Raw genomic sequence first — 21178 nt, forward strand, 5'->3', positions numbered from 1 at the left:
TGGTTATGACTTTTATGAATAAATGTGTTGCCATTATTATCCATAATCGAATTTTAAATTGTTCAGAATCTCCTTGGCTAGTTGTAAGATGCCAGTATAATTCACAAAACGGCCGCGAATAGCCCAGCAAACTTTTCTTCTAGCTCTACTTCAAGAGCCCTCCTAAGTAAGCAGCCGCTTTCTCATGCGCATGTAAACCCTCTATGGTAGCAAGGCGCTTTGCATCGGCAACGATAGAGGCTGCGGCCGGAACATTGTCAATTCGAAGCCATGTGCGCAAAGAGAGAAAGGAAAAAACGGAAAGCCCACCGCAAGTTCGCGCCATGCCACAAGTGGGCAACACATGATTTGGGCCAGCGCCGTAATCTCCAAGCACTTCAGGCGTAAACTGTCCAATAAAAAGCGCACCGTAATTGCTAAAAGCAGAGGCCATCCTTCCTGCATCAGAAATTACTAGCTGCAAATGCTCAGGCGCAATTTTTTCAGCAATCGCCACTGCCTGTCTAAAATCCTCTACGACTAACGAAAATCCATGCTGCAGTGCTTTGCGAGCAGTGCTTGCGGTGCGGAGTTCGGCAAGCTGATTTGCTAGTTCGCTGTTTACCTTAGCAACGAGTTTGTCGGAAAGTGAAATTAACATCGGCATTGCATCTTCGTCGTGCTCGGCCTGTGCCAGCAAATTCGCCGCAACTAAAGACGCATCGGCACTGTCGTCCGCTACAATGAGTAACTCCGTGGGCCCAGCGAGCATATCAATTTTTACACCTGCCGAAACAATTTGCTTTGCAGCCGTTACCCAGCGGTTTCCCGGACCGACTATGATATCAGAGCATTCAACCGACTCCGTGCCGTAGGCCATTGCTGCTATGGCCTGAGCACCCCCCGCTGTCAAAAGTGCGTCGGCATTTCCTACAAAAGCCGCCGCAAGAGTGTGCAAGGAAGGTTTTGGCGAACACGCCCAAACCTTTTTCACGCCAGCTACTCGCGCAGTTACGACAGTCATTAATACCGATGATGGCAAAGGGAATCTGCCTCCTGGGGCATAACAGCCAGCCACCTTGAGCGGCGCCCATGTGTGTCCGGCCATGCCACCATCTATAAGCACTGATAACTCAGTAGCGCAGCCTAGCTGAGCTTTTGCGAAACAGCGAATTCTATCTGCTACCCGCATTAATAACTCTTGATCGCAGGTTGGTAGCGCCTTAAAAGCCGCCTCTAGTCTGTCTCTCGTAAGAACGTGGCTATCCCCAGAATCGCTTAAATCACCAAATTCCCGAGACCACCGCAACAGCGCCTCGTCTCCGTTTGTTCGCACATCTTCTACTATTTCACTAGCGCGAGAAAGCGTAGCCTCATCGATGACATTTATGTTTCTATCCGCAAGTTGCCCCAGAGATATTCGCCTTAACAGTTGCTCGCTCATGCAAGGCCTCCCTCTCTAACCTTTTCCTGCCTCCTAGTAACCCTTGAGGCCCGCCTAGCAAGGTTGTCCTCAACTTCGCTAAACTCTATCCCCGCCTTAGCGAGCGCTGTTAGAGTAAAATACAAAACATCGCTAGCTTCATCGATTATTTCGCCTCTCGTCCGTGCGCGAGTTAGCTCATTTGCCTCCTCGATTATCTTTGCATTCAAATACTTTTGGTCGTCAATTAACTTCCTCGTATAAGAGCCATCCGGTGCATCCAAAACTCTCTGAGCCAGTCTGCGTGATAAAGTTACCACTCCATCATGTGACTCTCCCCAACAGGTCCTAGTTCCTCGGTGACAAAAACCACTGCCGTGCTGTCTCACTACGAAGCAGAGACAATCGCGATCGCAGTCGATTTTTATCCTTAATAGCTCTTGCTCTGCGCCGGAACTCTCGCCCTTGACCCATAACCCCCTGGAACGCGAATGATAAACTCCCTTTCGGATAGACAAGGCCTTGGCAAGACTTTCTTTGCTAGACCAGGCAAGGCCAAGCGCCATGCCATATTCGTCAGTTATGACCGTTGGCCAAAGGCCATCCGCGCGATCCGAATTAAGAACGGCGCAAAATGCATCCGCTAGCGACAAGACGCCGGTATAAAGAGCCATCCCAACTTGAGCATCCGCACCTAGTCTGTCCAAAATGGCCACCTCTTCTGCCGCGGCAACCCCGCCTGCGATAGTCAACTGAATCCGTCGGCCTTCAAAATCTCTTAGAAGCTCGACTAAGTCTTCGACTCTCTTGATTGAGGTTCCCTGCATGCGACCCTCTAGTTCAACGAAGGTGATAAGAAAATTGTCGACAAACTCAGCGAGTTCTAAAAGCCGATCCTTAATACTTCTACCCGTAAACTGAGTCCACCCATTTACAACCACCTCGTCATTTTGGGCGTCGAGCGCCACTACTACGCGATCGCGTGGTAACTCCCTTAGGAATTCAGGATTAGCGGCTGTTCCTATCATAACCTTCTTCGCTCCCGCATCGAGCCACTGAATCGCCGTCTTAACGTCTCGTATGCCGCCACCGACTCGACAGGGAGCCAGCCTAATTAACTCCTTGATGATGTTTTCATTACTGCCCCTGCCCATGGCGGCATCTAGATCAACTACCGCAATTTCGCCGATGAGCCCAAAAGTCCTAGCTATCGAAACAGGGTCGCCAGCTTCAAGAACTTTCTCCCTTCCGCCCACCAGCTGAACGGCCTGACCTTTGCTAATGTCTATCGATGGAATAATCACAATCTAACCTCCACGCAATTGTCTCGCAAATAGTTCTTTATCGCTTTAACGCTGAGTACGCCCTCGTGAAAAACCGAGGCAGCTAGGATTGCATCTGCTCCAGCCCGGATAGCCTCAAGAAAATGCTCAAGCGTCGCAGCGCCACCCGAAGCAATTACGGGAATCGAGACTGCTGCGGCTATGCACTCAAGTAACGCAATGTCGTAGCCGAGCCGTGTGCCGTCTCTGTCCCAGCTGGTAAGCAATATTTCGCCTGCTCCCTTCGCTTCGGCGAGGCGTGCAAACTCAAGAGCATCGATGCCGGTGCGTTTCCTGCCTGAGTTAGTGACAACCTCCCACGTAGTTGGACTATTAGCGGCCGCGTCGAGGGCAACAACAGTGCACTGGCGTCCAAATGTCTCGGAAATATCTCGCAAAAGTTGTGGTTGGCTTACCGCCGCAGTATTAATGGCGACGCGATCCGCCCCTGCTACGAGTAGTGCCTCCGCATCGCCAACCGATGTTACGCCACCACCGACCGTTAGTGGGATACAAAGAACTTCTCGTACGTCTTTAATCGTCTGAATCTGTGTGCAACGTCGCTCTAAAGTAGCAGATATATCGAGAAGAACAATTTCGTCAGCGCCCTGAGACTGATACTCGGCGGCAAGTTCCGCCGGAGAGCCCGAATCGCGCAGGTTGGAAAAACAGACTCCCTTTACTACTCGAGCGTCTTTGACATCCAGGCAGGGAATAATTCGAATAGCTAACATATTACGCCGCTCCATTTAATGGTTGCCACCGAAAAACCGCTTAAAAACTACTTAACCACCTCTTTAGCAAACTAACACCCCAATCCCCAGACAATTCCGGATGGAACTGACACCCAAGCACAGCACCACTCTCAATAGCCGAAACAAAAGTGTTCCCATGCGTTGTCGCTGCAACATTCCAGCCTGGGGGTTGCTCCAGTATGCGATAGGAATTAGCAAAATAGGCATATCCAGATTGCAAAAGTCGACACTGCGAACTAGCTTCTACCATGTTCCAACCTAGGTGAGGAACGGAAACAGAATTTGGGAAACGCCGCGCACACTGACTGAGTATACTAAGCCCATACTCGCCAGGAGACTCTTCACTAGTCTCACACAAAAGTTGTAAGCCTAGGCATATTGCGAGCGTTGGCCGCTTGGCCAATATGCGTGTCTTTAGCACCTCGACAAGGTTACGGGCTCTAAGCTGAGTCATTGCGGCAGAAAATGTTCCCACGCCAGGGAGCACAACGGCCTGAGCAGTCGCTATCTCCGATAAGTTGTCAGTAACTCTGGAGGTGGCTCCTGCCCTGGAAAGAGCACTGATCACCGAAGCAAGATTTGCAGTCGATGTGTTTACTATAAGCACTGTGGCGCCTCTCATACGAGTCGCCCCTTAGTGCTGGGGACGGAATCGTTGGCGGTGACCAAGACGCTTTGCCTAAGTGCTAGGGCAAAGGCCTTAAAAGCTGCCTCCGCGCGATGGTGATCATTATAGCCCCTAAGAACGTCTATGTGGATGGCAGCCTTTAGACCTACGGCGATCGAGGAAAACCAGTGCGCTATGTTTTCACTAGCAAGCGAGCCCAAGAGGTCGCGCTTAAGGTGAAGATTCACCACCGAATACGGTCGCCCCGATAAATCGATTACAGCTCGGGCCAAAGCCTCATCGAGCGGAGCATAGGCATAGCCAAAGCGCACAATCCCACGGCGCTCGCCTAATATGTCGGAGAGGGCCTCGCCGAGCGCGAGGGCGCTATCTTCAACCGTGTGGTGATCATCGACCAATATGTCGCCCTTTGCCGATAGCGTCAAATCAAAGTTCGCATGGCGAGCGAGGGTCGATAACATGTGGTCTAAAAAACCAATTCCAGTGTCGATCTTACTTAAACCACCACCGTCAATATTTAACTCTAAGTCAATTGTCGTTTCTAATGTAGCTCTACGGTTACTTATCGTTCTCTTGTTCATGGCAATAGTTCCCTTAACTTATCGAGCGACTCAATTATGCGTGCCGCACCGGCATTTAGTAGTGCCTCCGATGCAAGCGGAGCCTCTGCGCCGGGAGGTATTATGCCGATGGGAACGACAGCCGCACTGCGTGCCGCCGAGATGTCTGCAATATTATCTCCGACCATCCAGGCTCTCGATACACCTAGTTCAGAAAGAACCTGAAGGACACCAGCGGGGTGAGGTTTTGAAGGCGCGTCTTCCATGCAACTCATAGCGGAAAAATACTCTCTAATGCCGCTCACTTCCAAAAAATACTCCGCATCAGCCCTTGGCCTTCCGGTAACTACGGCGAGTGGCAAATGCGACGCCAAATCGCGAATTAACTCAACGCTAGGGATGAGCGACTCGGTATACTTTAAACCATTAAGCCTATCAGTTCCTTGATAGAATGTCTCAAACACCTCTGTGACTTCCTGTAGAGAAGTGCCTATGCCAGCGCGCGATATTAGGCGCGTAGCGACAACCCAATCGTTATTAGAGTTTGGCTCGGACTTTGCGCTGTCGACATCGCTAGGAGAGAGGGTAAGTCCAAAGTGCGACGCAGTGCTGATAATTGCAGTCCTGTATGAATGTGAAACATCGGCCAAGACACCATCCATGTCAAAAACAATTGCTTCGGGAGCAAGGCAGGTCGACAAAGCAGCAAGCAAGCGCTTAAAATCTCCATTGTCGGCTGGAACCGTGATTCGTACCGAGTTAAGTAAGGAAGCATTATTGGGAAAAATGCGGATTGCTATTCCCAATCCCGCTAGGCCGTCTCGAACCCATTTTGCGTCCCTAAAGCGCGCAAATGCAAAATTTCCTTGCGAGTGCGTAACAACCGCACCTAAGTCGCTGAGCGCAGTTTCTAACACGCGTCTATTCGCTCGAATCTTGCCGATAAATTCCCCAACATGAGCATGGCTACTCTCTAATGCTTGGCGTGCCATAGCAAGAGACAGTTGCGATACGCTATAAGGGCCACCGGCAGCTCGCATCCAGTCAATAATTTGCGGGTGAGAAATGGCGTATCCAACGCGAAGCCCAGCAAGCCCCCAGGCTTTTGAAAATGTTTTTAGCGTCACCGTATTTGGCATGGAAATAGCGGTCTCTAGCAGGCTTTTCTCCGCAAATTCTTCATACGCTAGATCTACAATTATAAGCGCATTAGGCGCAGCTTTAGAGAGTTCAATTAAATCGCTCCTAGAGGCTATCTTGCCATCTGGGTTGTTGGGACTTACCAGGGCAATTAATGCGGTGTGTTCATCAATGGCCGCTAACACCTCGTCTAGTGGGTAGTAAGGACTAGTCCATGGAATGCTCACAATATCCCCGCAAGCAAGAGTAGCATAGCGTCGAATCATCTCAAAAGTCGGTTCTGGAAGAATTATAGTTCTTCCAGGGGCGAGCGCAAGTCGACATATGCGGTCGAGCGCCTCATCTGCGCCCGCAGTGACAATTATGCGCTGAGGCTTAACACCTAGTTCTTTAGCGATTAATTGCTCGAGCTCGGCCGCACTTGGATAGCGCCGAATGTCATTGTCAAGTGTGTCAAAAACGCTGTTAAAAAGGCCCTGCGGTAAGCATTGGCCCTCGTTGCTGTCGAGATTTAGATCTGTAATAGCACGGTGCTTGGGAACACTATAAGACGTGACTTCAGCAAAGCCCGAGCGTGGCAGAAAGCTTACAGATGTAGGAAATTGAAGCTTCGCAGTGTTTTTCATTGTTACGTCTCTCCAAGCTTATTGTAGGGCCATTTATGGAACAATTTGTGCAAGTTTCGTAATCACTATATCTGTTCCGCCAAGCTTTTTTATCTGTGGAATTAAATCGGGCAGTAAATGTTTTGGAACAGCGGACTTGATTGCATATCCTTCATTCCCCTGTAGTGGAGATACCGTAGGTCGCCGCATGCATGGGAGCATCTTAGCCATTACTTCTAGTTTGTCGATAGAGACGTTAAGTTCTATCATTACGCGCGTTCTAGCTTCTAAGGCAGATTTGACGAGAAGAATAAAGTGCTCTATGGCTTCGCGTTTGTGCGGAATATCGAGCGCTCTGGGATAAGCATACAGTCGAGTGGATGAGACCATTAGCTCGTCGACTATCGCTAAATTATTTGCTTTAAGCGTAGAGCCAGTGGCTGTGCAGTCTACGATGCAGTCAGCATCTTCGGGGGGAAATGCCTCAGTAGCTCCAAAAGACCTCACGAACGTAGCCTTTAAGCCCTTAGCTGCAATCCACTTGCGCGTTAGGTTTTCGTATTCCGATGCAACTACCAAAGGTCTAGTTGAATCAAAAATACATTCACTTAGTTCAGTAAGCGTTGCCGCGACTATTCTTACCGGATCGAGCGCAGTGTCGAGCAGCTCTACTACTTCAGCACCAATCTCTGCTACCCAATCACCACCGGCAAAGCCAATATCTCGGGAACCCATTGCTAGCATCTCGACGATGTTTTGAGGTTTTAGCAGCTTTGTTTCTACGCCAGGCAGATTAACACGCGGCCGATAAGCCCGTTCTCCGCTACCAGCCTGAATATCTATTCCCGCATCGGCGAGCAGTGCAAATACGCCTGCCTGCATTCTCCCCTTGGGAAGCGCAAGGCGTAACTGTGATAGAGCGTCGAATTGCATAAAGCTATATACTCCTTTTTTAGTAGTGGCCTAAGAATTAGCGAAGATTGCTGGTTGTGGGCAACGCAAAAACCGCTAGCTCTCGGCCAGCGTCTTTTGGTTTTAGAATGCTTTAAGCTTGCAAATCTACACCATCAGCCTGCCTAGAGAGCGGCTACGTGAAAACTATGATGGCGATGGTGTTTTTCGCAGCGAAAAATCATAAGAAAAAATATATTTCACCAGTGAGAGAATTTGTCAAGCGAAAAAGCGCAGCGTTTATATTGTCCAATTGGCTACTAAATTACTGCATGCTTGAAATGGATTGCGGGCTAGTATGGCAGAAGAGATTGTTGCCACTCCGCTAGCACCAGCTTGGCGGCAGAGTTCGGCATTCTCGTTCGTTATCCCACCTAGTGCAAATACAGGGATTTTAACTTGTTTGCATGTAGCGGCGAGAGTCCTAAGACCGAGTGGAGGAGTGTAGCTCTGTTTAGACCGGGGAGAAAAAATAGGGCCAAGCAGGACGTAGTTTGCACCAGCCTTTGAGGCTTTAACTGCTTCTTCCTCTGAATGTGCAGAATAACCTATGTGTTTTTCAGTACCGATAAGCTTTCTCGCATCCTCAATGCCGATTGACCGAGCGCCAAGTTGAACGCCATCTGCTCCAACAATGCGCGTTAAATCTGCGCGTCTATTAATTATGAGTTTCGCAGAATGGCTATGGCAAATAGGCAAAAGTGTTCTCGCTAGCTCTATCACTTCTCTATCCGTAGCGGCAGTGTTGGGACTAACTTGTTCTCTCAATTGAACATAACTAACTCTACCTTTTGCGCCACATAATGCCTCTTTAACATGTTCGATCAATTTGTTAGATAAGCGAAGAGCTGAGCCATCGGTAATTATATACAATGGTTTAGTAGGGGCGTCTTCCATGTATTATTTGCGCGCAATAGATAGAAAATGCCGTCGCAGTTAAATAATGCCCTCTAATGGACTCGATGCGGTCGCGTAGAGTTTTCTAGGTATGCGTCCTGCACAAAATGCCAAACGTCCAGCCTGAACGCCGAGTTTCATAGCAAGCGCCATTTGAACGGGATTTTTCGCACACGCAATAGCAGTGTTTGTTAGTATCGCCGCCGCGCCCAATTCCATACAGCGCGTAGCATCTGAAGCAGTTCCTACTCCAGCATCTACTATTACGGGAACCGACGACTGTTCAATTATTATGCGAAGGTTATAGGGATTTTGTAGTCCAAGGCCACTTCCAATAGGTGCTGCTAAAGGCATCACCGCTGCTGCGCCCGCATCCTCGCATTTCTTTGCAGCCACCGGGTCGTCCGTGATGTATGGCATGCAGATAAAACCTTCATTGCTTAAAATTTTACAGGCTTCAATTGTTTTTTCATTGTCGGGGAACAACGTCTTTTCATCACCTATGACCTCTACCTTTACAAAATCGCCCACACCTGCCTCGCGAGCCAGACGAGCCGTGCGTAGGCAATCTTCAAGTGTGTAGCATCCAGCCGTATTAGGAAGAACTGTAAGGCCAGCGAGATCTCCAATGTAGTCGAGTAGAGATTCCCTATTGCGATCCGTAATGTTTACTCTGCGCACAGCTACCGTTATCATTTCGCTGCCAGACGCAATTAAAGCTTCTCTGGTGGTCGCAAAGTCTGGATATTTCCCAGAGCCTATAATGAGACGCGATGAAAAGGTTCTATTGCCAATCGCATAAGTATCGCTCGCCGAAACGTCACTTGGTGTCATACTGCTCTTGAAGTGATAGGGTGGATATCAAAAAAATTCGTCAATCTCGCAAACAACAAAAGACTAGCCGCCTCCCACGAAATGGACGATTTCTACCTTATCGCCATCGCTTAGTTGAGTAGTTAAATACTTGTCCTTTGAAATAATAGCAGAATTTATCTCGACGGCAATTCTAGCGCTTTTAACGGATAGCTCGTCGAGAAGTTCACTTATGGTTTGACTATTAACCTCGGCAATCTCGCCATTAAATCTAATTTTTCTCATGCTATTAACAACAAAACTGTGGTGTGGCATTGTTCACAACAGCTTTTCTATTGCATTTACAATATCTTGCTTAGCAACAAAGCCCACAATTTGATCCTCCATGTTCCCGCCCTTAAATAAGACTAGGTTTGGAATACCGCGTACCTGGAAGTCTGATGGGGTTTGCGGATTTTCATCGACGTTCATTTTAACTACTTTTACCCGTCCATTGTATTCTTTCGCAATTTCATCAATAACGGGTGCAATACTTCTACACGGTGCACACCACGGCGCCCAAAAGTCCACCAAAACAGGAATATTGCATTCCAAAACCTCACCCTGAAAGTCTACATCACTTATTTCTGAAACGTGGTCACTCATAGTTGCCTCTTTTTGTATTAATTCTATATATAGTAACTTTCTGTGTATCTCGCATAATTCTGCCAGGTTTAAAAGGCGTTGCCAATATTGAAATTAAGTCGCCCTAAGCGTTCGCCGAATTCTCGATTTAACACGAAGCCGTATTCAATGCCAAGAGCCCCGATAGGCGTTTTATACCGAAGTCCAATGCCCGGAGAATAGCGAAGTTCGCTTAAGGAAGCATTATGCGCATCGAAATCGTTTGACTCCTTTATGACTGACTGCCCCGCATCGAAAAATGCCGTCCAGATTATGCTCTCAGTTATGCCAAATTGTAACTCCGTATTTAGGACTAAGCTAAGATCGCCTCCAGCTATGTTTCCATTCAGTCCACGTGGCCCAACTGAGTTAGGAGAAAAACCTCTTAGTGAGTTTCTCCCCCCTAGGAAAAGTCTATGACTGAGCGGAATGACATCAGTATCGCCAAAAGGCTCGAGATAATGAATGCGTGCGCTGTTGGCCCAAACGAGCCATTTCCGTAGCGGGTAGAAGATTGACTGGCTAAAAGAAACGCCCCAAAAACTCGCCTCCGAAAAAATCGCGTCGTGGCTGAGTTCAAATTGCAAAACGCTCTTTCCGCCAGAGGTGGGATTGTATAGGTCGTCGCGAAAATCTAAATCGAACTCAGTGTTGGCAACAGTGAAGATGGTATCTCCGACATCGCGCTCGCCGATAATGATGTCTTCTGGCACATCGGAGAGGTTCTCGTAATATGCAGTATATCCTAACTTATATTTTAAATGTTCGGACAATAGGTATCTAAGCTGCTGAGCAGCACCTAGTCTATCATAGCTAAAGGTATGGACGTGCTGAAAGGAAGCGAGAGCAAATAGTTCATTGTACAGTTCCAATTTGCGAGCCAAAAAGTATGGCACTGTAAATGTCGACCTTGCGCGTCCCGTGTCGAAAATTCGATGTCCACTCTTAAAATAAGCATCGAGCCCTACCCCTAGCGAGTTGCCAGTACCTGCAAAATTTCGCTGGCGTGCTTCGGTAATTACGTGAAGGCCATCCTCGCTGCTAAGCTCCCCACCGAACTCAAAGCTGCCTGTATCCCGCTCCCTAACGTCTACATACACGTCCTCGACTTGAGAGTCCAAAGCGTTGTCTAGTGGACCAATGGAAACAGTCCGAAAAAAACCCAATTGATAAAGAGCCTGTTCGGATTGCTGAACTTTTAAAGGTGACCAAAAGTCTCCACTGTCTACTTTTAGCTCGCGCCTAATGACATAGTCATGTGTGAACACATTGCCACGCGTTATGACTTTCCCAATTTTAATTCTCTCTCCTGGGTATATTTCGTAACGCGCAAAACCAGCGCTTTTGTCGACGAATAACTCGACCCGAACATTTGGATACCCGAGTTCAGCTATTGAGTTGCTTAAAATAGCGCGTTGGTTTTTTAAAACCTCGACATTTAGAGGACTCCCATGTTTGATGGGGACTCGAACAGTTAGCAAATTTAAGGCGTCATAGCTATCTTGCTTGGTGGCTAAATTTTTCCAAACTAGGTCTAAGGAGTTAATTAATTGCCTGGGGTTTTCCCTAATCTCAATGCTTAGCTGCAAACCCTTGTCGTTCTTTAGCTGCTCAATCTGGTGTAAAATCTCAACCTGGGTGAATCCCAGTTGTTGATAGAGCTTCTCGATTTCCTGTATGTCCGTGCTAAGATCGCTTTGCGTAATAAACCCATGACGCCACCGCTTTAAGATGCCAAATCCAGCCGGCTTCACTTTCATTGCGTCAAGGATATCGCCTGTTGGAACCGAAAAATTTCCGGAAACCTTTATATTTTCTAGCCTAACGAATGGCGACTCATGAATGATAATTTCAAACCGCCTTCTTTGCCCAATGTCTGGCAACCTCCGATAGCTAGCAGTGGTAAGAAAATATCCATGCTGCTGGTAAAAATGAACTATTCTCTTAGTTAAACTTGGTATTGCGCTATCCGTGAATGGCACTGCTCGAGTTTTCATCTGCAGGGGGGCCAGTAACTCCTCGGCAGTAAAACGCGTATTGCCTAAAAAAATAATAGATAGTGGATCTCCCACCGTCGCTTCCATGGTGACTTCGACATCTCGAGTCTCCTCATTCACCTTAATCTTGTCGACCTTAACGTATGCCTCGAGGTAACCTTCATTCCTCAATGCTTGCAATAATTCGTTGGTCAAAGTTGTGAGTTTTTCCGTTGATGCGACTGCGCCGCTGGCTTTTTTAAAAAACGCTTTCTTTAAGTCGGCAATATCATTGGGAAAAACTTCCTCGAGAACTATGTCTTGTATTCGTGACCGCCGTCCCTCATCAATGTGAAACGTTAGAGATACATAAGGCGAGATCCTACGCTGGACGATCTCCACTGCTACTGAAGTATCGAAGTGACCAGCATCGATATAGCCGCGCTGAAGTTTTTGCTTGGCCTTGCTAAGAAGAGCAATGTCGAGCTGTATGCCTGGGCGAAGCGCAGTCATCCTACGCAAGGCTTTTTCGTCCAGAGAAACGTTGCCGACGAATTCAATTCCAGAAATGATAAGAGCAGGGCTTAGCAAAAATTCCACTTCGACCCCATCTCTCGTTGCATAAATAACGGCATCGACATGTTGAAAGATGTTTCGAGCATAAAGCTCGCCAATGGCTCTCTGTAGAACGGATGGTGACAAAATATCACCACGGCGAATGGACAGTGGAAGACTTAAGTCGTCATAATTTAGGTTAGTCCAATTTCTAAAAGATATTTTAGTAATTCTTGCATCCGTTGCTTCGCTTAAAGGCTCGAAAGTGGTTTGCGCAACAGTGTATGTATCAGCTAGAGCGAGAAAGACAAACAGCAGTAATAGAATATGGCGAATTGACATTTATCACCTAAAGCTCATTCTTCCGATGAATCTGACAATTGCGGCGGAATGAAAGTTATGCCAGGAAACGTTCGCTTGTAAGTAACTCCACCAGAGAATTCTCCCGTTGCCGAGTCAGGAGAGGTAACTGCACGTGACTTCCAGCCCGAAATAAGGCTTAGATATTCAGTTAGGCTATATTTAAGCTGTGCTGAATTGACTTGCTCGCGGCCAAGTTCGGTTTTTAATATTAGATCCAAATCGTCGACTACCGGGCGCGTGGCCGTGATTATAGGGACGAATTCGCCATTCTCGATAGAAGAGCGTGAATCGAGTTGAACTTCTCTAAGCCCAGTTAAGCCAGAAAGGCGATCTTGGAGGCTGAGATCGGATTTTGGATCTAGCAATTCGGCAAAACTAAGCTGAGAAGTTTTTGATTTTATCTGCAACAGTGAAAGTTCTTCTACGCGTCCACCAAAAGCTAGAAGTGAAACGATATCGCTTTCGCCTAAACCACTATCCGACGAAAATCTAATAGTGGGCGAACTGAGCGTCCCAGAAATTGCAAGTTGAACCTGATAATCCTCGCCGGTAGCACTGCTAACTTGAGTTTCGCCGATAATGTCTATATTGGGATCCATCGCGATCTGATTTTTTGGAAAAACCATTTTTCCAGTAATGATTTCAAACTCGTTTGACCTAAATCCAAATTGCCCGTCAATGGTCTCGATTTGGCCGTCTAAACGCGGTTGTCGTGTTGTCCCACCGAGGTTGATATCTCCTCGCATTTCAGCGCGAGCAATGTTAGTTTCAACGAGCAACGCGTTATCGGCGCGGAGGTCGATATTTAAGGTCATTAAATCATCTGCTCCCTCAGTCACCGCAGTTATGGCGCTAGTACCTACATCAACGGGCGTAGCGCCAGCTATTTTGCTAGAAATCGCCTTAAGAACATCTGCAAGATTTACGGTATCCTCGTACAATGCGTTATGAATGTCGAAATTTCCCGAAAGATGAGGTGGCCTCTGAGCACTCTGAGTTACGTGCAAAATGCCCGTCCCATTAACTGTGAGCTTTTCTATCGGTTCTAGGAGTATATCGGAAAATTTAAAATGGAGGTCAGTTTCTCTGGTGCTGGCATCGAAAATATTCTGAATTCGACCGATGCCAAATACGTAACCTTGCCCAATGCGCGCAGTAAGCTCGTCAAGCAGGAGAGACTGTTTAGCAAAAATGGCTTTAGCATTTATTTTAGTCGCTCCTAAAAGTGAATTGCCTATCGGAAAGGACAGGGTAGCCCCCGCAAGTTCTAATGGGCCGCTAATAACCGGCGTATCAACTGGTCCGCTAATGTTGAGACTTGTATTTAGGTTGCCGGCCAACTGCTCTAAGTCGGGCCAGAGGGCTGCAAAATGCGCTAAATTCCAGTTAGCGTGAATATTAGCATCCCATCCCGTCCGATGATCGAGATAACCCGATATGGATATTTTGTTATTAGCCGCTAAAAGGTCAATATCGGCGAAGGTAAGTCGCCCGTTCTCAATTGCTGCTCTTAATGGCTTGTCATGCGTTATCTCATTGCCATCTAGGGCGAGATGAAACCTGCTAAGCAACAGTTCGCCTGTTCCCAGTAGAGGCGCATGGGTAGTACCTCTATATCGCAAGGAACCAGAAGCCACGCCCATAGTCAAAGGATTAAAATCATGGTTAGCGCTTGAGGAAGTATCCGATGCTATAAAAATGTAGAGTGGAAATTGTTCGAAATCAAGAGATAGCTCGAGTTTCGCCGCCTTTTGCGGCATTATTGGATATTGGATATTTAACAAAGCGGATTTGTTGAACAGATCCCCCTTGACCTTAAAAAGTATTGCGTTTCCCTCTATCTCGAGGTGAGATTTAGGAACTGGGATAACCGGGGACGTATTCGGCATCTGATCTAAATCTACAGAAACGCTGTAATGCGGATCATGGTAAGTCCCACTGAGTGTAGCGGTAACGCTTGCCGAGCATGGATAGGAGGGAAGATATTTCTGCCAAAATGGCACGCTGCTAAGGTTAAAATTCCGCGTCGATAATTCAGCGCCAATTTCGCCCCCAATCGCGACGCTGCCGCTTCCTAGAACCTCGCCATGCTGCGAGCGAAAAATGGCATTTTTAGCGAAAATGTTTTTGCCGCTAAACGACAAAGCGGTTTCAAAAAAGGAATCCTCGAGTCCAGAGAAGTCCGACAAGAAGAGGTTGCCAGCTCCCGAAAGGGATGGCACGGCTGGCTGATAACGCACATCTGAGAGCGTAGCTGATAGGAGGCTATTCTTTGTGCTTACTGCCGTAAGCGTTGCTAGTTGAGATTGGCTAAGCAAAGGGCTAAAGAAGGCTATAAGCTTTTCTAGCGGATAGCGCACAAAGGATATATTGGGAGCAAAAAACTCCCCAGTCTTAAGGCCGATAGAGAAAAAAGCCGTCAATTTTGAGTTTATCGCCGTCCTAAAGGTGGTAGCATCTGTAGTCGATGATTCTGGAGGCCTAGAGGAAGTTACGGGATCATCTTGAATTTGTGGCATGGCTCCGCGTTCCGCTACCTCGATATTTAGCCTATCCTCGCGCGTATTAAAATTAGCAACTAGCAATGAACTAGCCATAATGTCGCTTTGTCGGATATTAGCAGTTAATGAGCCCGAAATGCTTGGCTCCTTTAGAGAGCCGCTTGCCTTAATAAGTGCGCTTGAGTCAAGCAAGGCGCTAGCTAGTGCCGAGGTTTTTGAAATGTGCTCCACCGTGGGTGAGGAGTCGAAAGGTTGTTCCGCAGTAGCGAGTTGGGCTGACATATCCAAGCATCTTTTTAGTAGTGGATTATCTCGTCCCAATGCTAAACTAAGTTCAGCGGAAAAAGACATTAATTCGTCAAAGGTTAGCTCAACTGACCCACGCTCTGCCAAGTCTGCAATTTGAAGATTTTCAAGCTTAATGCGATTCGAATCGATAAAGAAAACACTGCGCGCAAAATCCGGCAAACATTCCTTTCGTCTAATAGGGCCGAAAGGCCTAGCTAGTTTCAGTTCTATTGAACCAACTGCCTTGGGCTCAAGTAAAGGCCCGGATATTTTGGCGTTAGCAGAGATTGCCGCTTCGGAGTTATTAATGGAGTCGCCATATCCTGGTATGAGATTGGAGAGATACTTGTGTGGAAGAAGAGTGCTCACGTCTAGAGCGTATTGATTGGCAATGCCGGCGTTAAAGTTTATTACTCCGCCAATGCTAATGTAGTCGTTAGTAGGGCGGCTGCTTTGGTCTGAATACTTGCCTAAGCTCGCGCGACGAACTCGCAGAACTCCTTTGTTTAAACCAGCGTCGAGAATCGTTTCTCCAAATTTCGAGGCAGGCTGGTTGCGAGGCTCGAGCTCCAAAAACTTTGCCTTGGCTACGATTGCCGTATCTACTAATGAGTTTGAAATTTCTAACATCTCAAGTGAGAGATCGCTCATAGCTATTCTTCCCCGTTTGCCGATAAGTTCCAAATGTGGGCCTATGCGCTTATCTGAAAAAACCACTAGATCGCTTAAGGCAATTGACCACCCATCGGTTAAAAAGGAGTGCCATGTAGGTTGTCTCTTCTCATTACTGTTGGCTTCGCGACTGCGATGTGGCGTTACGAATTTAATAGTGCGCCAAAAGCCACTATCTGGCCCCTTGCTAATAGCCTTAGCCTCCTCGAGCCTCAGGTGTCTAAGGGATACGGTTTTAGAGAGCAGTTTGGCTAGCTCTAATTCTACCGACACTTTTTTAGCGAAAAATCCTCGAGAGCGCTTTTCCTCTAGGTGGCGAATCCGAACGTTTTCTATAGTTCCGCGAAATGGGAAAAAATGTATCCAAGGAGACTCGAATCTCACATTGCATCCCGTACCTTGAGAGAAAAGTTCCTTTAATCCTAAACCCAGTGCAGCATTTAGGCCTAACTGAAGGCATGCGATGAGAATGACAACTATAAACACGAGGGAAATGAAACTTTTTCTGTTAGTGCTCACAAGCCAGCCTGAGATTCACGTAAAAAGCGTTTATCCAGCTTGGTCTGCACATGTTTCCAAGCATGATACGAACTTCTGACAAAAGGGCCCGATTCGACGTGCGAGAAACCCCGCCTAAATCCCTCTTCTTGGTAGTCTACAAATTCTGCTGGCGTAATGTACTCTTCTACGGGACTTTGTTTAGGCGTCGGTTGGAGGTATTGCCCAAGTGTAAGAATGTTACAATCTACCTCTCGCAAGGCATCCATTGCTGCCAATACTTCGGTCCTTGTCTCGCCGAGTCCTAACATTATACTGGACTTAGTGGGCAGGATTGGATCTAGCTCCCGAGCCCATTTAAGGATGTTTAGCGATCTCTCAAAATTACTTCCTGGGCGAATAGTTCTGTAAAGACGACTAACGGTTTCAATATTGTGGTTTAGAACGCCAACGTATTTATCGCGCAATATAGTTTCTAGCAAATGTCGCCGACCGCGCAGGTCTGAGATGAGTAGCTCGATCATGCAATCTGGATTCTCTAGGGCAATTGAGCGAGCTGTGGCGTAGAAGTGATTTGCTCCCATGTCTGGCAAGTCGTCTCGGTTGACGCAAGTGATTACCACATGGCGAAGCCCCAAATTCTTTACAGCTTTAGAGATGCGATATGGCTCTAGTGGGTCGAGTGGCTTTAGGTTGTCTAAGGAGCCATCTTTAACTGAACAAAAGCTGCAACGCCGAGTGCAGAGCTCCCCCATTATCATGAAAGTTGCAGTCGAATGGGCCCAGCACTCGGCAATGTTTGGACAAATGGCTTCTTCGCAAACAGTGGCTAAGCGATGTGTCTTTACTACTTTGCGCGTGGACATAAACCCCTCAGAACCTGGTGCTTTTACCTTTAGCCAGTTTGGACGCGCTTCGCGGCTTTCCGCTGGATATGCACTCATAGAAGCGCAACTTAGGTCAAACGCCTCAATGAATGCCTCTACAATTGCAGATTTAACACTCTCCATGGCGTTCTCTGCCTCGAGGGAAGCATTTGGTAGAAGTTCTTGCATGGATGTCATGACGTCAGAGTCGAGACCACAAGGAGATATGGAGCGAAAGTAATTTAGATTTGTAGAAACATTTAGTGCAAGGCCGTGAAAACTAATCCACTTTTTTACGCCAATTCCAATTGAAGCAAGTTTTTTCAAGCTTCCAGCACGTTCTACCCACACGCCTGTGAGTCCAGAATTTTGCCTGCCTTGGATGCCGAATGTTTCCAAAGCTCTTATTGTTGCAAGTTCCAGTGTTCTCAAGAACAGATGTACATCGCTTCCATGGCGATCCAAGTCAAAAATTGGATATGCCACTAGCTGACCGGGTCCGTGAAAAGTGTGTTGGCCACCCCGATTTACTTCGATTTGCTCAATTGCCTTAGCGGCAGGATGTGCGGGTATCAGGGGTTCTGAGGCTCTTCCACGGGTATAAATTTTCTCGTGCTCGACGAGCACGAGAAAATCTGGCAGAGAACGATTGTTAATTTTCGCATCGACGAGCCCGTTTTGAAATTTCAAAATCTGCGAGAAATGCTCGGGCCCTTTGCGATCGATTACTCGAAGTCTTCTCATTGCACCCGCGCTAAATTACTAAAAGAACGGGATTTTCTAGTAGGCGCTTTAGTTCAGCATTGAATTGCCCCGCCACAACGCCGTCGATTATGCGGTGATCTACTGATAGGCAAACTCGCATAACCGAGCCAACGCTAAACTTCCCATCGACTACTAGCGGTTCATCTAAAATACTGCTGATTGCCAATATTGCTCCCTGACCAGGATTAATAATGGCATTAAAGCTTTCAACCTCGTACATCCCGATATTAGATATGCTAAACGAACCGCCCGTTAAGTCGTCGGAGCGCGGTTTGCCGCTTTTTGCCCGCTTTACCAATCCAACTGCTTCGCTCACTATGTCGGCGAGTGAGAGCCTATCGGCTTGTTTTAACACTGGGATGAGGAGCCCCCCAGTAACCGCTGTTACGATCCCTATGTTTATATCCTGCGGTCGTATAACATTACCCTCCTTATAGGTGGAATTTATTTCGGGATATTTCTTTAACGCAAGAGCAGCCGCTTTTAAAATGAGGTGGTTAAAGGTAATGCCTTCAAACTGTGGTTCCTCTTTTAATGAAAGGCGCAGTTTTTTAGCCGCGTCCATGCAAATTTTTGTAGTTACGTAGAAATGAGGAATGGTGGTTTTGCTTTCTAGCATTCGAGCAGCAATTGTCTGCCGCATTTTTGAAAGCGATGCAGTTTCGGCAATTGCAGTTGCTTGTGTGAGGGGCGTTGTCTCCGAGGGTTGTGGTGGAAGGCTTGGAATAATTGGAATAAGAGGCGCTTTGGCGCTTTCTGGCATATCGCTTAGGGATTGACGTGTTGGCGAAGAAGCAGTGGATGTGGGCACAGATACTAACTTTTCTATATCTTTTTTAACAATCCTGCCGCCTTCGCCACTGCCAGGGAGATCGCCATAATTTATGCCGTACGACTTCGCCAGGTTTCTCGCTAGCGGTGAAATTTTTATTCGCTCACTCTGATTTCCATTTTCTTGGCTACTTTGGTCTGCTACTTGGGAGGAAATTGATTGCGTAGATACAGTTGGCTCTTGTGATAAAGCATGCTGTGGTGCTGCGCGAGATTTAGAATTATCTACAACCTCATCACTGCCACCGATAACTGCTATAGGTGTGCCAACGGTGGCCACGGTGCCAGCAGGTGTTAGTATTTTTAGAAGTGTGCCTTCGTAAAAAGATTGGACTTCTAAATCTGCCTTATCAGTGCCAACTTCGGCAATCGCGTCGCCACGACTCACATGCTCTCCCTCTGACTTAAGCCAGGTTAAAATTTTTCCCTCGCTCATAGTGTCGCTTAGCTGAGGCATTGTGACTTCAGTGGCCATAAAAACAAACTCTCCTATCACTATAAAAAAACAATTAACCTTGGTTTGCTACTAAACACCCGATGAATTTGCTCTGATATTTATCGATCTGCCTGTTCTCCTCTCAAAGGGAGCTTAATTACAATAGCATTCAGTAAACAAAATGACTTATAGTTCAGCGTGAACATGGTGGCAATAATTGAGCCTACATAGAATGCAGTGTAAGGTTTTTATGAATAAATTACTAGTCATTCTTGGCGCGTTTGAGCCGGAATTAAAGTATTTTAGAGAGCATTTTAATGCATCTAACTGCGTTAAGGTTTTTCCTAGTGGGATTGGTTCTGCGAGTGCTGCGGCTCGTTTGGCAAGTATCATTTCTAGCTTAAGGAGAGAGTATAATGAGGTCGAGCTGTCAGTGTTGTTTGTTGGCAGTGCTGGTGTGGTAGACAGCGGTGTGTCTCTTTTTAGTTTGGTTAGTGCCACAGAGGTTCGTTTGGCGGACAGTGCAGTGGCATCGGGCCTAGCTCATTTTCCGAGCGCACTCCCAACGGAGTTTTGTGCAGATCCACTACTATCGTCTAGGTTAACTCCTTCGCTGGCTGGCAAGTGTTATAGAGAAGCAGTGTATAGCACGACTTCTGTAACGCTAGATGTTTTATTAGGCGAGACTTATGCAAGACAAACTAAGGCGCGTTTTGAGAATCTGGAGCTTTTTGGGATAGCTGAGGCTTGCGCTGCGAGTGGTGTCAGTTGGGCTAGCTGTTCAGTAGTTACAAATCATGTGGGGCCACGGGGGCATGAAGAATGGCAGGCGAATTTTCAGCGGGCGGCGAAAGTAAGTGCTGAGGTTTTGATTCCGCAGCTCGATAAAGTAGTTGGCAGTTAGTATGGTGACTAGCCTGCTAAGAGTTTTGCAGAAGGCTTGCCAGGAGTGGCTTTGGCTTCTCGAAAGCGGTGAGAAATGATGTCTTCTTTGCGGCCCAGACTTTCTATTATTGTTCCCATTGGCAGAAGCGAGATGGCCTGGGGCACTTTACTCCCGCAGCTATTGGCTATAACAGTTCCCAATGAAATCATTCTTGCAGCCTCACTTGAGGATGCTCGTAGTGACGAGGAATTTCAGAGTGCTATCAGTGCTCCGATAAGAATCTGTCGCTCTTCTCAGGGGCGCAGCACTCAAATGAACTTAGCTGCCACACTCTCGCGTGGCGAAATGTTGTGGTTTATTCACGCCGACTCCGTGCTGACCGCACAACTGCTTAACCGCATGAATTCCGGGCTCGAGGAGCTTGAGCGAGGACTGTATTATTTTAGTCTTAAGTATCAGAAGGATGGGCCATGGCTTTGTGCCTTTAATGCATGGGCTGCTAATCTGCGCTCCCAGATGTTTGGACTTCCATTTGGCGATCAAGGGTTTTTGATTGCTCGAGAACTCTTTTATGAGCTAGGCGGATATCCGACACATTGCAGTTACGGAGAAGACCATTTATTTGTATGGAGAGTCCACCGCGCTGGTCTTCCGGTGCGCTCTCTAAGCGTCCCACTATACTCAAGTGCAAGAAAGTACGCGAAGGGCGGTTGGTTTAGAGTGACGCTTCACCACTTGCGCCTTTTTCTTTTTCAATTCGTAATGGAGTGTCTAAAGAGACATCGCCTATGAGCTGCTGCTTTGG

17 protein-coding genes are annotated in these 21178 nt (G+C 47.3%); 2 read left to right on the plus strand and 15 right to left on the minus strand.

Features of this window, described 5'->3' with window-relative positions; translation table 11 throughout:
* Nucleotides 1-145: 145 nt before the first annotated feature.
* From hisD to IT291_08755, 15 genes are all read right to left on the minus strand, one after another.
* Nucleotides 146-1423: a histidinol dehydrogenase gene (hisD, locus tag IT291_08685; protein MCC6221299.1), complete on the minus strand. Its 1278-nt coding sequence runs from the start codon at nt 1421-1423 to the stop codon at nt 146-148.
* Nucleotides 1420-2706 (minus strand): phosphoribosyl-ATP diphosphatase, encoded by a 1287-nt coding sequence (hisE, locus tag IT291_08690; protein MCC6221300.1) that lies wholly within the window; start codon nt 2704-2706, stop codon nt 1420-1422. Before hisE ends, hisD begins: the two co-directional genes overlap by 4 nt.
* Entirely contained in the window at nt 2703-3458 is a 756-nt protein-coding gene (hisF, locus tag IT291_08695) for an imidazole glycerol phosphate synthase subunit HisF (protein MCC6221301.1), read from the minus strand. Before hisF ends, hisE begins: the two co-directional genes overlap by 4 nt.
* 40 nt (nt 3459-3498) lie before the next feature.
* Nucleotides 3499-4101, minus strand: coding sequence for an imidazole glycerol phosphate synthase subunit HisH (gene hisH / locus IT291_08700; GenBank protein MCC6221302.1), 603 nt, complete (start codon nt 4099-4101; stop codon nt 3499-3501).
* Nucleotides 4098-4688 (minus strand): imidazoleglycerol-phosphate dehydratase HisB, encoded by a 591-nt coding sequence (gene hisB, locus IT291_08705; protein MCC6221303.1) that lies wholly within the window; start codon nt 4686-4688, stop codon nt 4098-4100. Before hisB ends, hisH begins: the two co-directional genes overlap by 4 nt.
* Nucleotides 4685-6433: a TIGR01548 family HAD-type hydrolase gene (locus IT291_08710; protein ID MCC6221304.1), complete on the minus strand. Its 1749-nt coding sequence runs from the start codon at nt 6431-6433 to the stop codon at nt 4685-4687. Before IT291_08710 ends, hisB begins: the two co-directional genes overlap by 4 nt.
* Nucleotides 6434-6466: 33 nt before the next feature.
* Complete coding sequence (gene hisG / locus IT291_08715; protein MCC6221305.1) at nt 6467-7345, minus strand: ATP phosphoribosyltransferase; 879 nt, start codon at nt 7343-7345, stop codon at nt 6467-6469.
* Nucleotides 7346-7603: 258 nt separating this feature from the next.
* Nucleotides 7604-8260: a thiamine phosphate synthase gene (gene thiE, locus IT291_08720; GenBank protein MCC6221306.1), complete on the minus strand. Its 657-nt coding sequence runs from the start codon at nt 8258-8260 to the stop codon at nt 7604-7606.
* A 39-nt stretch (nt 8261-8299) separates the two neighbouring features.
* A complete protein-coding gene (locus IT291_08725; protein MCC6221307.1) occupies nt 8300-9094 on the minus strand; it encodes a thiazole synthase in 795 nt (264 codons plus the stop codon).
* A gap of 63 nt (nt 9095-9157) precedes the next feature.
* Entirely contained in the window at nt 9158-9358 is a 201-nt protein-coding gene (thiS, locus tag IT291_08730) for a sulfur carrier protein ThiS (GenBank protein ID MCC6221308.1), read from the minus strand.
* Between the two features lie 33 nt (nt 9359-9391).
* A complete protein-coding gene (gene trxA, locus IT291_08735) occupies nt 9392-9718 on the minus strand; it encodes a thioredoxin (GenBank protein MCC6221309.1) in 327 nt (108 codons plus the stop codon).
* Between the two features lie 68 nt (nt 9719-9786).
* Nucleotides 9787-12609, minus strand: coding sequence for an outer membrane protein assembly factor BamA (gene bamA, locus IT291_08740; GenBank protein ID MCC6221310.1), 2823 nt, complete (start codon nt 12607-12609; stop codon nt 9787-9789).
* 14 nt (nt 12610-12623) lie between these two features.
* Entirely contained in the window at nt 12624-16610 is a 3987-nt protein-coding gene (locus IT291_08745) for a translocation/assembly module TamB domain-containing protein (GenBank protein ID MCC6221311.1), read from the minus strand.
* A complete protein-coding gene (gene lipA / locus IT291_08750; protein MCC6221312.1) occupies nt 16607-18199 on the minus strand; it encodes a lipoyl synthase in 1593 nt (530 codons plus the stop codon). The genes IT291_08745 and lipA overlap by 4 nt, the downstream gene beginning before the upstream one ends.
* 10 nt (nt 18200-18209) lie before the next feature.
* Nucleotides 18210-19526, minus strand: coding sequence for a 2-oxo acid dehydrogenase subunit E2 (locus IT291_08755; protein ID MCC6221313.1), 1317 nt, complete (start codon nt 19524-19526; stop codon nt 18210-18212).
* Nucleotides 19527-19737: 211 nt separating this feature from the next.
* On the opposite strand from IT291_08755, the gene IT291_08760 reads away from it, so the two are divergent.
* Nucleotides 19738-20391 (plus strand): hypothetical protein, encoded by a 654-nt coding sequence (locus tag IT291_08760; GenBank protein MCC6221314.1) that lies wholly within the window; start codon nt 19738-19740, stop codon nt 20389-20391.
* A gap of 75 nt (nt 20392-20466) precedes the next feature.
* Nucleotides 20467-21165: a glycosyl transferase family 2 gene (locus IT291_08765; protein ID MCC6221315.1), complete on the plus strand. Its 699-nt coding sequence runs from the start codon at nt 20467-20469 to the stop codon at nt 21163-21165.
* Nucleotides 21166-21178 lie beyond the last annotated feature (13 nt).

The organism is Deltaproteobacteria bacterium (assembly GCA_020845775.1).
In the GTDB taxonomy this organism is placed as follows: Bacteria; Bdellovibrionota_C; UBA2361; order SZUA-149; family JADLFC01; genus JADLFC01.